This window comes from Streptomyces winkii, from assembly GCF_032248595.1.
GTDB lineage: Bacteria > Actinomycetota > Actinomycetes > Streptomycetales > Streptomycetaceae > Streptomyces > Streptomyces winkii.
Window position 1 is genome coordinate 137,366 of sequence record NZ_JASTTH010000006.1, and the last position, 13,446, is coordinate 150,811.

Here is a 13,446-nt window from a genome sequence, read left to right on the forward strand (position 1 = left end):
CGGCCTGCGCGCTGCCCGTCACGTACGCGTGCGGAGGGCGCAGAGCCGTCTCACCCCTGTGCAACGCCGCCGTCGTCCGGATTCTTCCTGCGCACCACCAGCACGGCCATCGCGCCCAGCACCACCAGGCCGACCGCCGTGCCCGCGATCAGCGGCATGCTGCTGGACCCGGTGTCGGCGAGATCGCCGCTGGCCCCGGTGTCACCGCCGGCGTCGCCCGCCTCGCCGCCCACGGTGGCCGTGCGCAACTGGGACGCCGCATCGGCTTCCTCCGCGGCGGCGGTGACCGGCACCGCGCTCTTCGTCGCGCAGTCCAGCACGCCGGTGAAGGACTTCGTGCGGCCGTGCGGACCCGTGAGCGGTATGCGGTAGGCCTGGTCCTCCCGCACCGGCACCGTGAATGTCCGGCTGTGCGCCGCCCCCACGATGCGCTCCCTGCCGGCCAGCCGGAACCGGAACGGCCGGTCACCGGCGTTGGCGACCGCGACGTCGACGCCCTCGCGGGAGCAGCTCTCCTCCGCCTTGACGGCGGGGATCGCCCCCTTCTCGGCCCAGTCGGCGGACGCCGTCGCGGAGACCATCGACCTGCTGGACCCGGCGAGTATCTGCGCCTGGCTCCTGGCGTGGCCTCCCACTCCGGTGAAGGCACGCCCCACCGGGACCGTGGTGGCGGCCTGCACGGTGAGCGAGCCCGCCCCGGCCGGATGCTCACGCCGCACGTCGAGGTAGAGGCGAGCGCCGTCCCGTACCGACGTCACCGGCTTGCCGTCGCTTCCCACTACTCGCGTGCCGCTCGACGCGGAACCGGGCGTACGGGAGACCGCCGCGCTCGGCGCCCCCGTACGCACCGTGAAGGGGCCGAGCCGGCTGCCGCTCCTGCGGGAGAGCGCGGCCGGGTCGAGGGACAGCGACGCCTTCGGCTCCGCCATCCGCCGCGCGGAGCGCTGGAGATAGTCGGCGAGCCGCTCCGCGGCGGGGTCCACGGCATCGATGCGCACACCGCTGTCACCGTGGTCTCCGGCACGGCCGGTCCGCCCGGCGCGCCCGTCCGTGAAGCGCCAGATGGCGACCTGCGTGCCAGCGGCGGCCGTCTTCGCCGAGAGCTCCCCCGAGTGTGCGGTCTTCGCGAGCGCCCGCAGGTCGTTCACCAGCGGGTACGAGTGCTTGAGTATCCAGACGATCTTGCCCGCGTCCGGGTTGTCGTACAGCGACGTACGGCCCCAGTCCGTCTCCCCGTAACGCGCCTGCTGCTGCGTGGGGTTGTCCACATCGAGCCCATAGGTCTGGAGCCTGCCGCCCCCGTCGACGGCCATCTCGAACAGCCCCGCGCCGGTGGTCAGTTCCTCGCCGCCCTCGTGGACGACGGCCTGCCCGTAGGTCTTCAGCCCTTCCAGCGTGGCGGTGGCACCGCCCTGCCGTGACGGCTCGTCATCGGACGCGGCGGCGGCCGGTCCGGCCATGGCCGTCACGCCGGCCGCGAGCAGAACGGCGCCGGACAGGGCGGCGGCGAGACGTCGCCCCGCACGTGCGGCCATGCGCCGGTCCATGACGGTCACGGCCGCGCGGACAAACCTCATGAAATTCCCCTCCGGGCGGCACAGGCACGACAGTTGGGCGGTCACAGGAGTGACCGGACGGTCGTGTCGCGCTGTCCCGCCGCCAAGCACTGAACCCCCGTCAGCCACGCGGGGGTCGAGGGGATCGTAGGGAGCGAATGCGCCCTGATCCCCGCTGATCCGGACGTGCAAGCGTTCCGACTCACAATCGTTATGGCGAATCCGGCGGACCGGGACGATCAAGGCCCGGCCGACTGACCTGGAATCTTGGGCTCCGCAACCGCCCCGGCGGGCTCCGGCGTACCGGGCGCGCGGTCGCTCCCGCCGCCGTCCCCGTCGCGCGCGCCCACCAGGCCCCGCCGCGCCGGCGACACCCGGACGAACGCCGAGGTGCCGCGCGAGAGATCGTGCCCGATGGACGAGGCGCTGAGCTCCGCGGAGACGTAGTGCTGCCCGTCCCGGTCGGTCTCCTGGATACGGAACTGGCCCGTCACGATGACCGGTTCGCCGAGCGTCACCGACGACGCCACGTTCTCCGCGAGGCCGCGCCGGGCCCACACCGTGTAGAAGCTCGTGCCGACGTCCGACCAGGCGCGCTCCTGCGCGTCGAAGCGCCGCACCGTGCTGGCGAGCCGGAACCGCGCGAGCGGCACCCCGGACGCCGTCGTCCTGAACTCGACCCGCGTCGCGACGTTCCCCACGACCGTCACATGCGTCTCGTTCATCACGCCCCCTGATCTCCATGACCGGATCTCCATGACCGGCACCCTGCGCGCCGTGTGACCACAGCCTGCACCGATTCCGGAAATGCCGCTTCAGGCTGGGGAGTACCGGGCGGTTGTGGACAACTCCGCCACACAGGAGGGGGATTCGAGAGGCTCCGCGCGCACCGGCCCGCGTACGCGCGCTACAACGAGGACGTGTCCCCCGTCGCGATCACGAACTGCTCACGCACCTCGCGGTAGCGCAGCAGCTCGGCGGCCACCGGCTCCAGCACATGCACCTGGCCGCACCCCGCGACCAGGCGCCGCAGCCGCCACTCCTCACGCCGCCCGTACTCCGCCGCCGGCCCGCGAGCCGCGAACCTGCACCCCCAGGCCAGCAGCGAGCCTCCGAGCACGCCTCCGATGAGGAGGGCCACACCGGCCCACTCCGGAACCAGCCGCACTCCGAGCGCCGCGCCGAGCACGCAGGCCGTTCCGGTCAACTGAAGTACGAGCAGGACGAGTTGACCCGCCAGCGCGAGGCTCCACCAGAACGGGCGGCGCGGGGCGGCCCCCGTGCGGCCCGCCCCCGCGGCGGACGGCTCCCCGTGTGCGGCCCTGCCCCCGCGACCCCTGCGGCCCTCGCCGCCGGATCCGTCCACGGCCGCTTCCGCACCCTCGCTCAGCACCTCGTCCAGCGCCTCCGGAAGTCCCGCGGCGCCGCGCCATGCGGCGTCCCGTACGGATCTGCGCCACTCGTCGGGAAGTCCCGCGGCCGCCTGATCCACCACGGTGCGCACCGCGTGCGCCACCGCCGGGCGCGCCACCCGCGGACGGGCGACACCGCAACGCCCGGGCGCGACCACGGGCGCCGCAGTGTCCTCCACGCCGTACTCGCTGTACTCGACGCCGCCCGCGTCGACGGTCTCGCCCTGCGCCGCCTCGACGCGCACCTCGGCCGCAGCGCCGTCCGGCCGCCGGCCCGGCACGTCGCCCGTCCCGTCACCGCCGGAGCCGTCGGGGCCGGACCCGGCGCCTGGCACCCAGGCGTCCCCCGGCTCGGCGCTCCCGGCCGCGCTCCGTCCCGCCGTACCCGCCGCTGCCTCCTTGCGCGAGCGCCGCTCCTCGTACCAGTGCTGCAACTGCGCCCACGGAGTTCCGCACGCCCGCTCCGCGTGCCGCAGCCACGCACGCTCGGCGGCCTGTCCGGCGGCCACGGCCCCCGCCGCGCGCGCCAGGCGTCCCGAGAAGTCCTCACGCACCTCCTCGGTGAGCCCCGTCGGGGCGTTCGCGGCCGTCACCGGACCCGGGGGCGCGTACGCCGGGCGCAGCCGCTCCACCACCACGTCGAGGTCGGCGCTCAGCCGCAGCGACGCGGCCCGCCGCTCGGCCACGAACCCGGCCAGCTCGGTGCGGAGTTCGTCGATCCCCTCCCCCACGAGCGCCGACGTCGCCAGTACGCGCGCACCCGGCTCCCCGTGCTCGCCCAGCGCCATCCCGTCCTCGTCGAGGAGCCTGCGCAGGTCGTTGAGGACGGCGCCCGTCGCATCACCCGGCAGCCTGTCGGTCTGGTTGAGGACGATGAACGTCACCTCGGCGTAGCCGGCCAGCGGACGCAGATAGCGCTCGTGCAGCACGGCGTCGGCGTACTTCTCCGGGTCGAGCACCCACACGACCGCGTCGACGAGCCGCAGCAGCCGCTCGACCTGTTCGCGGTGGCCCGCCGCCGCCGAGTCGTGGTCGGGCATGTCGATGAGGATGAGCCCCTCGAGCTCGTTGCGCGCGCCCTCGTCGATGCGTCCCCGCCAGTCGGACTCCGGACGCATCAGCCGCCGCGTGGACTCCGGGATGCCGAGCCGGTCCAGGAGCCCGTCGGCGGGGCCCGCTCCCGGCACCTCCCAGGAGCAGGCGACGGGCGTGGCGGTCGTCGGCCTGCGCATGCCCGCCTGCGAGAGCCGCGTACCGGCGAGGGCGTTGAAGAGCGAGGACTTGCCGCTTCCGGTGGCTCCCGCGATCGCCACGGTCGTGTACCGGCGGGAGAGGCGCTCGCGCGCGTCCGCGGCGTCCAGTACGCGGTCGGCCTCCGCGAGCACGCGCCTCGGAAGACGCGTTCTCGACAGGTCGACAAGTCTCCGCAGTGCGACCACGCGGCGGCCCAGTGCGCTCTCCTCGCGGAACGTCTCGCTCTCGTACAGCCCCCGGGAGTGCGCGTCGCTCATCGGGGGCCACCCCGTCAGCGACTGGTCGGGCAACTTGCCCCGCAGTGACGCTCCTTGGCGGTCGACGGCCGCGCCGCCGTCGGCACCGGCACCCGGCTCGCTCCCGTGCCCGGCGGCGCCCGATGCGCCCGCCAGGTCGTCGTCCGCCTCTGGCTCGGGGCCCCACAGCGCGGCGGCCCGCGACCTTCCGAGGCGGTCGCCGGAGGCCGCGTCTCCGCGGGCGCGGCGTGCGATCAGGCCGTCGTCCCAGGCGCTCTCCTCGCCGGCCTCGGCCGCGTCCCCACGCTCTCCGCCATCGGCGCCTGCCGCGCCGCTCGCCGCCGACGGGTCGGGCTCCGCCGCCTGATCGGCGCCGTGCTCCGAGCCGTGCTCCGAGCCGTGCTCCGAGCCGTACGAAGCCGGAGCGGCGTGCTCCTCATCGCGCGCGCCATCAGTACGAACATCCGCTGTGGACACTGCGGTCACCTCTCCGTCTGCGACTGCGACAACTTCCGTGCTCCAGGCCCCGACAGCGTCGCCGCCTCCGCCTTGCGCAGCACCGACAGCGCGGCGATCAGGTCGACCTGCGGGTCCGGCGCGGTCTCCAGGGCGTCCAGGGGCGCCAGCCGCCTGTCGCGCTCCCCGTACAGCGCCCGCTCGACGTACGTGGCCAGCAGCCGGATGCCGCACTCCCGCAACCGCCGCGCGCTCGGCTCGCCGAAGGCGCCGGCCAGGGTGCGGTACGCGCCGGCGGCGTGCCCGCCGCCCAGCAGAGCCGTCGCGAGCATCGCAGCGGCCTCCTCGGCGTCCCGTCCGAACCCGTGGTCCACGGCGCGCGCTTCCTCCTCGGTCAGCTCTTCGAGGCAGCGCCGCCAGCGCCGTACGAGCAGGTTCATGCGTCCCCGGCCGTCGCCGGCGTCATGGGCCACGCGGCCGCCCTGCCCCGCCTGCCCGGTGGCGATCTCCGTGATCTCAGCGCCGGGCGACGCGGGGTCGCGGCGCCACGCCTCGGCCACGCGTTCGTCGGCGGCGGCGACGGAGGAGGCGAGCAGCGTGGTCAGTCCGGCCTCGAAGGCGTCCAGCACTTCTTCGCCCCGGCTGTCGACGGGGAACCCGTGCCAGAGCGCGGCGGCGTCGCCGGCGAGGAGTTCACCGACCGCGATGTGCCGCCGCACGCGTACACGCGCCTCCTCGTACGCCTCCTCGATGTGCCCCGTCAGGCGCAGCGCGGCGGCGTGCTGCGCCGCCGAGGCGTTCGCGAGCGAGGCGACGCGGGAGCGCAAGGACGCCAGAGCCCCCGCGGCGGTACGGCGGCCCGCCACCGCGCGCGCCGCTGGATCGAGCGCCCGCTGGGTCAGCCAATTGCGCAGCCCCGCAACGGCCGTTGCCGGAAGCAGCCCCGATCCCCCTGCGGACTCCGGCAGTTCGGGGACGGTGAAGCGCGGCACGTCGGCCAGTCCCTCGCGGATCAGCAGCGATCCGTACTGCCGCGCCACGTCGGAGGCGATCTGGTGCGGCACCCGGTCCAGGACGGTGACGAGCGTGACGTCGTACTCCCGCGCCGTACGCAGCAGATGCCAGGGCACGGCGTCCGCGTAGCGCGCGGCGGTCGTCACGAGCACCCAGATGTCGGCAGCGCAGAGCAGTTCGGCAGCGAGATCGCGGTTGGCGGCGACGAGGGAGTCGATGTCCGGGGCGTCGAGCAGTGCGAGGCCGGGCGAGAGCGCGGTGTCGGTCTCGATGCGCAGGGTGCGCTCGCCGTCCTCCTCGTCCTGGCCGTCCTCGGTGCCGAGGAGTTCCTCGGCGGCGCACCCGTGCACAGCGTCGTCGGGCCCCTGGGCGGGAACGTCCTGACGCGGCATCCATACGCGGCCGAGACGGGGCAGTACGCGCTGCCCCGCGAACCACTGCTCGTCCTCGGGATGACACACCAGTACGGGCGTACGCGTCGTGGGTCGCAGCACCCCGGCCTCGCTGACCCTGCGCCCCACAAGCGAGTTGACGAGCGTCGACTTTCCGGCGCCCGTCGATCCCCCGACCACCGCGAGCAGCGGCGCCCTCGGGGCGCGCAGCCGGGGCATGAGGTAGTCGTCGAGCTGGGCGAGGAGTTCGTCACGTGAGCGGCGGGCCCGCTCGGCGCCGGGCAGCGGCAGGGGAAAGCGTGCGGCGGCGACGCCATCGCGAAGCGCCGACAGTGCGTCAAGCAGTTCAGGCCGTACGTTCAAGATCGCCACACGCGAAGAATGCCCAAATTCAGGCGGTTTTTGAAGCGTATCCACGTCTCTGCGGGGCGAAAACAGTCGGTTTCGGGCGCCAATAGAGCCATTCGCACCATGTGCCCCACGGGCCGACTGCACCCCCGTCGGCACAGCCATAACGAACGAGCAACACCCGTGCGGCTCACGGCCAAAACCGCTGCACGAATCGCACCAGCCTGCGATTATCGGGAGCGCTTCACTGAACCTCCACATGGCGTCGCGGACGTGAAGCACACAGCGCCAGCCACGGGGACCCCTATCCTTGACCGCGCCACGGTCACCCGGAGGCACGCCCACTCCTCCGCGACCGAGACCGGCCCCCGTAGCTCAGTGGATAGAGCAGGCGCCTTCTAAGCGCTTGGCCGCAGGTTCGAGTCCTGCCGGGGGCGCAGACGAACGCCTTGCTCTACGCCCGTAGAGCAAGGCGTTTTCGCAGTTCAGACGCTATGGCGGGGCTTTCCGGGTGAAACGGATCCGACGGTTCCACCGGAGGCGGATGTCCGGCTGACTCCGGCTGGAACCGGGTATCTACGGCTGGTCGTCCCACATGCGTCCCACAGAATCCCCCTGCCGCACCCCTGCTGCCGGGACCCGATAGTTGCCGCGAGGCGCAACTGTCGAGCGGGTTGAGGGGCGGAACCTGAACCCCCTCACGAGCTGGCCGACGGGAGGTCTTGGACGCCTTCGACGCGCTTGAGCAGATCGGGAGTCTGGCCAGCGATGCAGCGAGCGTAGATGGCCAGGAGGATAGGAACGCTGTTGCCTGCCCATTCATCAACCTGCGCCGGGGGAACGCCGTTGTTCAGCCAGGTAGTGAGGCAGGTATGACGTAGGTCATATGGCTTCTTACCCATGGGCGATTCGTACTCATGTGCCGGTAGCACTTCCTTGCGCGCCTTGCCCCAAACGCGCCGGAACACCGAGCCGGCGAGCATGCCGCCACCTTCGCCGGGGAAGAGGAGATCGGTCGGCTTGAGCTTGTACCGCGCGATGATGTCGCGGAGTAGCGCCACCAGGGAAGGGTGGACGGGCACGGGCCGCGTGTCGCCTTCAGCCCGGCCCTTGAGATCCCGTTCCTCGTGGACTTCGCCTGTATCCGTCCACTGGCTGCCGACCTCCGGTTGCGCCTCGCTGTCCTGGTCCAGGCACTCACCAGGACCGTTCGGCGGGGAGTGCATCGGGGAGGCCCGCCCGGCGCTCATTCCCACGCCTGCGTACGGCTGAGAATGGCTCAACTGCCCATTCCCAGTCCGGTACTCGGGGTCGAGAATGTGCAGCGCTGCTTCAGACCTTCCACCGCAGGACAAGAAGCTGAGGCATCCTGTGCGCCCCGGCGTGGGATGCCGAGCTCGAGGAAAATACTGTGCGTCGGCGCAGGAACTCGACGAGATCCCGCAGGTTGTGCGCTAGTGCCGCATCAGGCAACGTTCGCCCTGTCGTGACGCATCGCTGGGTTGCCTGTGCACGGCAGCACCGGATGGCCAGAATGATCACGTGGCTGAACGTGTGCGGGTCCGGGAGATTGATGACGACGAGGGCAGGCGGTTGCTGCGGATCATCTGCAGGGGCACCGGTTCGGTGGTGACCTGGCGGCGGGCTCAGATGGTTCTGTTATCCGCACAGGGCATGCCCGTGGCGAAGATCGCCGAGGTGACATTCACCAGCCCGGACCGGGTCCGAGATGTGATCCACAACTTCAACGCGGACGGCTTCGACTCGCTCTACCCGAAATACAAGGGCGGGCGACCGAAGACCTTAACCCTCCCGGAACGCCTGGAGATCAAGAAGATCGCCAAGTCCAGGCCGGTCGAGCACGGCCTGCCGTTTTCGACCTGGAGTCTGGCCAAACTGGCCGACTTCCTGGTCGCCGAGGGGTGGTCGACGACATCAGCCACGAGGCCGGCAATAGACCGAACGCGGCGGCCGGCACAAGGATCCCGACCGCGAGCCCAGGCCCCGACGCCGAGCGACCTACACACGCCCCCACGGGATCCGGCACTTGTTCGCCGCCTACGACCTCGCCAAGGACCAGCTCTACGGGCACATCAAGAAAACCAAGAACCGCTCGAAGTTCCTGGAGTTCTGCCGCTACCTACGCACGCTGCACCCGATGCACGTACGCATTGCGATCGTCTGCGACAACTACTCACCGCACCTGAGCACGAAACGGTGCCAGCGGGTCGCGATGTGGGCTGCGGCGAACAACGTGGAGATCGCCTACACACCGACCACCAGCTCCTGGCTCAACCGGATCGAGGCCCAGTTCACCGCCCTGCGCTACTTCACCCTCGACGGCACCGACCACGCCAGCCACAAGGAGCAGGGCAGCATGATCCGCCGCTACATCATCTGGCGAAACCGCCACGCCGCCGAACAATCCCTCCGCGAAGTCGTGAACAGGGCGAACGTTGCCTGATGCGGCACTAGGTCTATCGGGGATGGCGAGGCTGTCGGCGTATGTGGCCAGCCGGTGTACGGCATCAAGGCAGGTCGGCTGCATGTCGGTGGGGAGCACGACACGCGGGCGAGTGTCCCGACTCCAGCTGTCGCGACCATTCAGATCCGCCGAGCGCGATGACGTCGGCCGGTCCCGGGGGGAGCTGAAACAGCTGGGGCAGACTGGCCAGCGTCCCGTGGACGTCGCGGGCGGCCACAGCGGGGTCGAGGTGTACCGAGAGGGTCACGCGATGCCCCATCCTGCTGCAGCACGTGCCCGCTAGCGCGGCCAGATCGGTGGCGAAGGCGAGGTCGGCCAAGAGATCGGCGAGACCGTGGCGGGGAGTTACGGCTCAGGTGGCGAGGTCGGCCAGGTGGAGCCACTCGGCTTTGTAGCCCGTTCTGGTAGGGCCGTAGCCGCGTTCCGTGTGCGGTGCGCAGGGTGGTCGCCTGGGCGGAGCCCGCCGCGGACGTAGGACGGGGTGAAATCGAGGTGGAGTTCGGCCGTCTCGACCCCATACCTCGAATGATCACTCAGCGGCGCCAGGCGGTTCTCATGTGGCCGACTCTCAACCTGCTTGTTCTGGCTGCGCCGTTGGCCCTTCCTCCGCCGGGTTGCCTGAGCGGGCGAGGTTCACATCGCACACCATGAACACACTCTCCTGGGCGCGCCGCTCTTCTTCCGTGAGTTGCTCGGGTACTCCCGCGCATTTCGTGGATCCAGTCGCCGAGGGGAACGGTGCATTCACCTCCGCTGGGCGCCCGGTGGCCGCGGGGCACATGGATCCGAGCAGCCCGGCACAGTCAGTGTCTTCTCCCCTGTAGGGCCGCGGCCCCGTCGTGCCGGGCGAAGACCCGCGCAGCCCGCCGCTTCGAGTGCGGCGATCTGGCCGTCGAGCGTCTGCCCCTCGGTGGAGACGCGGGCGTACCCGATCCGAGCGCCGCTGGCACCCGCAGGGAAGGTCGCGAGTTCGTCACCGACGGCGACCCATTCGGTGGAGGAAGTCATTCACTCACACATGCGAAGGGTCTCCCGACATGTAGACTAGCGAGAACCTGTCTCGAGGCAGGGCACCCCCGTTCGTACTCAACGAATCTCATCCAACATCGTCTCCAGGCGTTGCCTCGTCTGCGTCTCGCTCTCCCCCTCCTGATTCGCACTCCATTTGGGCTGCGATCCGGGGATCTTCAGCGATGGTTGGCGGCAGCCGAGCGCCCTTGAGTGATGCAGCCGACAAGACCTGCTCGACGGTCAATGATTTGGCGGTCGAGAGGTCCGCCCCCCGCAGCCGGGCGGACGACTCGACGTGCAGGTCCGCCCCGCTCACCCGGGCATAGGTGAAGTCCACCCCACCCAAGTGGGCGCCGGTGAGATCCGCTCCCCTTAGCCTGGCGCCATTGAGGTTTGCTCCCTCCAGCGAGGCGCCCCTGAGTTTCGCTCCCTCCAGCGAGGCGCCCTTGAGGTTCGCGCGGTACAGCGAGGCGAGGGTGAGATCCGCCCCACGCAGTTGAGCGTGGGTGAGATCCGCCCCGCCCAGCCAGGCGCCGGTGAGATCCGCGTTGCCCAGACCGGCGCGGGTGAGATCCGCCCCGCGTAGCCATGCGCGGGTGAGATCCGCCCCGTGCAGCTGGGTGTTGGTCAGGTTCGCCCCGCCAATCCTGGCGCCGGTCAGGTCCGCTCCGCTCAGCTGGGCGCCGGACAACCAGAGGTCTTGCAGGTCGGGGGTCTCGGCTGGGTTGATATGTGTACGTGATTGCGGACGGGTGAGCGCCGACAGCGCGGCCTGTACGTCGGCGTCCGGACGGTCCAACGAGCTGGGTAGACGCATGTGTCGGACGAAGTGCCCCAGCACGCGGGCTGCGTGGGCGGCTTGTTCGGGAGCGTCCTGCACGATCTGTTCCAAGGCGAGGATGCCGCCTGTCCGTACGTAGATGTGCTCGGAGTCGAGACGTTCGAGTGCCTTCGTGAAGCGGTCGGTGACCTGGCCTCGGTGGTTCAGTCGGTAGTTGCGGGCGGTGTAGAAGAGCGCGATGCCGGCGCCTATCGAAGCCACACACGTGACCATCGCCGTCCGTAACCCAGTGACAAGGGCCGCGGAACCAGCCCCCTCGCCGATGGACTCAGTGTCGAGGTACTGCCCGTCGAGCAAATAGGGGCCCTTCCACACCCCCACAGGCAGCACGACGAACAGCACTAGCGCAGCAAGCAGTAACAGCGTGCGTGTTCCCCAGCGGCGGACGTTGCGCATGTGGCTCGCCCGGGTGCGCCGCTTGTAGAGATCGGTCTTCATGGCTACCACGATGCCGTTGATCGCGTACCCGGTTGCAGGCACACCGGAATGGGCCAGGAACCGCGAGCCACCGAGGCAACTGGTGCTAGGACACTGCGTAGTGGGCGGCGAGTCAGGCCGGGCCTGTCTGCGCGCCCCACTGGATCTACTCGGCCCAGGCACGCACCAGGTGGGTACGGAAGGTGGCGGGCTTTCGCCCAATCAGCTCGGCCAGCGTCGAGCCGACCGCGGTGAACTCGCCATTCCGCGCCGCGGCGAAGATGCTCAGCATCAGGTCGGCAATCGGGGCCGGAGCGCCGTGCGCTAGGACCTGCTCTCGGAAGGCGTCGTCGGGGACAATGGTGCGGGTGAAAGGCCGCCCGGTGGTCTCGGACGCGATCGCGGCGATGGTGCCGAAGTCGAGCGCCGCCGGGCCTGTGAGCGGCGGAGTGGGCCCCTCGAAGCGGCCCTCCTCGGCGAGGATCACCGCAGTGGCCTCGGCGAGGTCGTCGTGGCCGGTCCACGCGACGGGGCCGTCGGCGGGGAGGGCGATGTCGCCGGTGTGGCGAGCGGACTCCAGGAACTGCAAGGCGCTGGAGGCGTAGAAGCCGTTGCGCAGCGCGGTCCAGGGCAGGCCGGTGGCGTGCAGCAGGTCCTCGGTCTGGGCGTGGTCCCGGCATGCCTGGAAGCGGGCGTCGTGGGCGGCGCCCATCTGGCTGGTGTAGAGGATGCGGCCGACGTCGGCCTTCACGGCGGCGTCGATGGCGGCTCGGTGGCCGCTGACGCACTCCTCGCCCGCGCGGTCGAGGGAGACGAGGAGCAACTGCTCGGCCCCCTCGAAGGCATGCACGAGCGAGGCGGGATCGTCGAAGCTGCCCTGCCGGACACGGACGCCGCGGTCGGCGAGCTCCTGGGCCTTGCGGGGATCGCGGACGCTGACGCCGACGCGGTCGGCGGGAACGCGCTCCAAAAGGCGTTCGACGGTGCGACGGCCGAGCTTTCCCGTGGCTCCGGTCACGATGATCATGGGTTCTCCTTGTTTTCGATGGAATCAGGTAAACGATAACACTGGAAATTCCGATGGAATCAAATCATCGGTACCATCGGTTCATGGTTACGCGCGACTCAACCGACAGCCCTCGGCGCCGCATCGTCGAGGCCGCCGTCGACCTGCTGGAGAACGGCGGCCCGGACGCGGTGAGCACCCGCGCGGTCGCCGCCGCGGCCGGAATGCAGCCGCCGGCGATCTACCGCTTCTTTGGCGACAAGGAGGGGCTCCTTGAGGCCGTCGCGGAGCACGGCTACGCACAGTTCCTGGAGAGCAAGCGCGCGCTGCACGATCCCGAACCGCAGGACGCGGTGGAGGAGCTGCGCCGCGGCTGGGACATGGTGGTGGAGTTCGGGGTCTCCCGCCCCGAGTTGTTCGCGGTGATGAACAGGGCCACCGGCCGGGGGGCGGACATGGCACACCGCGCGGGCTTGGAGATCCTCCACGGCCGGGTGCGCCGACTGGCGGCCGGGGGGTGGCTGCGGGTCGATGAGGAGCTGGCCGCCCAGATCATCCATGCAACCGGCCAGGGCGCGGTGACCACCTGGCACTCCACCCCGGAAGAACGACGCAATCCGGCGCTGCTGACCACCCTCCGCGAGGCCATGGTCGCCGCCATCACCCGCGCCGAACCGACGGTCCCCGCCGCGGAGACCGGCCCCGCCGCGGCGGCCCGCGCACTGCGCGCCGCCCTCCCCGACGATGCCGATGTCCTGAGCGACGCCGAGCAACACCTGCTGCGCGAGTGGCTCACCCGCCTGGCAGCGGACGGTGGCGCTCCGCATGCCTGATCGCGCGTCAGGAGCCCCGTGCGACCTGCCTGTCGCACTCGCACCCACCGCCGACAGCGTGGCACCCAACGGCGTCTGGTCCGGGGCCTCGACCCTCGACGAGAAGGGCGTCCCCGCCCTCCTGTTCACAGCCGGCAACGACTCCCTCAAGCCCAACTAGGCAGTCGGCCTCGCCCGCCCCGCCG

10 protein-coding genes, 1 tRNA gene and 1 pseudogene are annotated in these 13,446 nt (G+C 70.9%); 4 read left to right on the forward strand and 8 right to left on the reverse strand.

Annotation, left to right across the window (positions count from 1 at the left end):
* Nucleotides 1–50: 50 nt before the first annotated feature.
* The 4 genes from QQM67_RS19500 to QQM67_RS19515 form a co-directional block, all read right to left on the reverse strand.
* On the reverse strand, nt 51–1,577 hold the full coding sequence (locus QQM67_RS19500; RefSeq protein WP_314175240.1) for a thioester domain-containing protein: 1,527 nt from the start codon (nt 1,575–1,577) through the stop codon (nt 51–53).
* A 218-nt stretch (nt 1,578–1,795) separates the two neighbouring features.
* The gene (locus tag QQM67_RS19505) at nt 1,796–2,314 is read right to left on the reverse strand and encodes a single-stranded DNA-binding protein (protein ID WP_314175241.1); all 519 of its coding nucleotides are present in this window, start codon (nt 2,312–2,314) and stop codon (nt 1,796–1,798) included.
* A 149-nt stretch (nt 2,315–2,463) separates the two neighbouring features.
* Nucleotides 2,464–4,935, reverse strand: coding sequence for a GTPase (locus QQM67_RS19510; protein WP_399067165.1), 2,472 nt, complete (start codon nt 4,933–4,935; stop codon nt 2,464–2,466).
* A 5-nt stretch (nt 4,936–4,940) separates the two neighbouring features.
* The gene (locus QQM67_RS19515) at nt 4,941–6,692 is read right to left on the reverse strand and encodes a dynamin family protein (protein ID WP_314175242.1); all 1,752 of its coding nucleotides are present in this window, start codon (nt 6,690–6,692) and stop codon (nt 4,941–4,943) included.
* Nucleotides 6,693–7,032: 340 nt separating this feature from the next.
* Between QQM67_RS19515 and QQM67_RS19520 the strand changes: the two genes are divergently transcribed.
* Nucleotides 7,033–7,105: transfer RNA gene (locus QQM67_RS19520), tRNA-Arg, on the forward strand.
* 261 nt (nt 7,106–7,366) lie between these two features.
* Here QQM67_RS19520 and QQM67_RS19525 read toward each other — a convergent pair.
* Nucleotides 7,367–7,918, reverse strand: a complete 552-nt coding sequence (locus QQM67_RS19525; RefSeq protein ID WP_314175243.1) for a hypothetical protein — start codon at nt 7,916–7,918, stop codon at nt 7,367–7,369.
* 292 nt (nt 7,919–8,210) lie between these two features.
* On the opposite strand from QQM67_RS19525, the pseudogene QQM67_RS19530 reads away from it, so the two are divergent.
* Nucleotides 8,211–9,132, forward strand: a pseudogene (locus tag QQM67_RS19530) (helix-turn-helix domain-containing protein).
* A 765-nt stretch (nt 9,133–9,897) separates the two neighbouring features.
* Here QQM67_RS19530 and QQM67_RS19535 read toward each other — a convergent pair.
* The 3 genes from QQM67_RS19535 to QQM67_RS19545 all read right to left on the reverse strand — a co-directional run bounded on the left by QQM67_RS19535 (nt 9,898) and on the right by QQM67_RS19545 (nt 12,449).
* A complete protein-coding gene (locus tag QQM67_RS19535) occupies nt 9,898–10,161 on the reverse strand; it encodes a recombinase family protein (protein WP_314175244.1) in 264 nt (87 codons plus the stop codon).
* 88 nt (nt 10,162–10,249) lie between these two features.
* Nucleotides 10,250–11,443 (reverse strand): pentapeptide repeat-containing protein, encoded by a 1,194-nt coding sequence (locus QQM67_RS19540; protein ID WP_314175245.1) that lies wholly within the window; start codon nt 11,441–11,443, stop codon nt 10,250–10,252.
* Between the two features lie 145 nt (nt 11,444–11,588).
* A complete protein-coding gene (locus QQM67_RS19545; RefSeq protein ID WP_314175247.1) occupies nt 11,589–12,449 on the reverse strand; it encodes an SDR family oxidoreductase in 861 nt (286 codons plus the stop codon).
* A gap of 83 nt (nt 12,450–12,532) precedes the next feature.
* Between QQM67_RS19545 and QQM67_RS19550 the strand changes: the two genes are divergently transcribed.
* Complete coding sequence (locus QQM67_RS19550) at nt 12,533–13,261, forward strand: TetR/AcrR family transcriptional regulator (protein WP_314175248.1); 729 nt, start codon at nt 12,533–12,535, stop codon at nt 13,259–13,261.
* Complete coding sequence (locus QQM67_RS19555; protein ID WP_314175249.1) at nt 13,254–13,421, forward strand: hypothetical protein; 168 nt, start codon at nt 13,254–13,256, stop codon at nt 13,419–13,421. Before QQM67_RS19550 ends, QQM67_RS19555 begins: the two co-directional genes overlap by 8 nt.
* The last annotated feature ends 25 nt before the right edge of the window (nt 13,422–13,446 follow it).

What these genes read in the sequence shown, in the direction of transcription:
- QQM67_RS19500 (WP_314175240.1), bottom strand. Translation starts at nt 1,577, where the DNA reads ATGAGGTTTGTCCGCGCGGCCGTGACCGTCATGGACCGGCGCATGGCC.
- QQM67_RS19535 (WP_314175244.1), bottom strand. Translation starts at nt 10,161, where the DNA reads ATGACTTCCTCCACCGAATGGGTCGCCGTCGGTGACGAACTCGCGACC.
- QQM67_RS19545 (WP_314175247.1), bottom strand. Translation starts at nt 12,449, where the DNA reads ATGATCATCGTGACCGGAGCCACGGGAAAGCTCGGCCGTCGCACCGTC.
- QQM67_RS19550 (WP_314175248.1), top strand. Translation starts at nt 12,533, where the DNA reads ATGGTTACGCGCGACTCAACCGACAGCCCTCGGCGCCGCATCGTCGAG.
- QQM67_RS19540 (WP_314175245.1), bottom strand. Translation starts at nt 11,443, where the DNA reads ATGAAGACCGATCTCTACAAGCGGCGCACCCGGGCGAGCCACATGCGC.
- QQM67_RS19505 (WP_314175241.1), bottom strand. Translation starts at nt 2,314, where the DNA reads ATGGAGATCCGGTCATGGAGATCAGGGGGCGTGATGAACGAGACGCAT.
- QQM67_RS19525 (WP_314175243.1), bottom strand. Translation starts at nt 7,918, where the DNA reads ATGAGCGCCGGGCGGGCCTCCCCGATGCACTCCCCGCCGAACGGTCCT.
- QQM67_RS19555 (WP_314175249.1), top strand. Translation starts at nt 13,254, where the DNA reads ATGCCTGATCGCGCGTCAGGAGCCCCGTGCGACCTGCCTGTCGCACTC.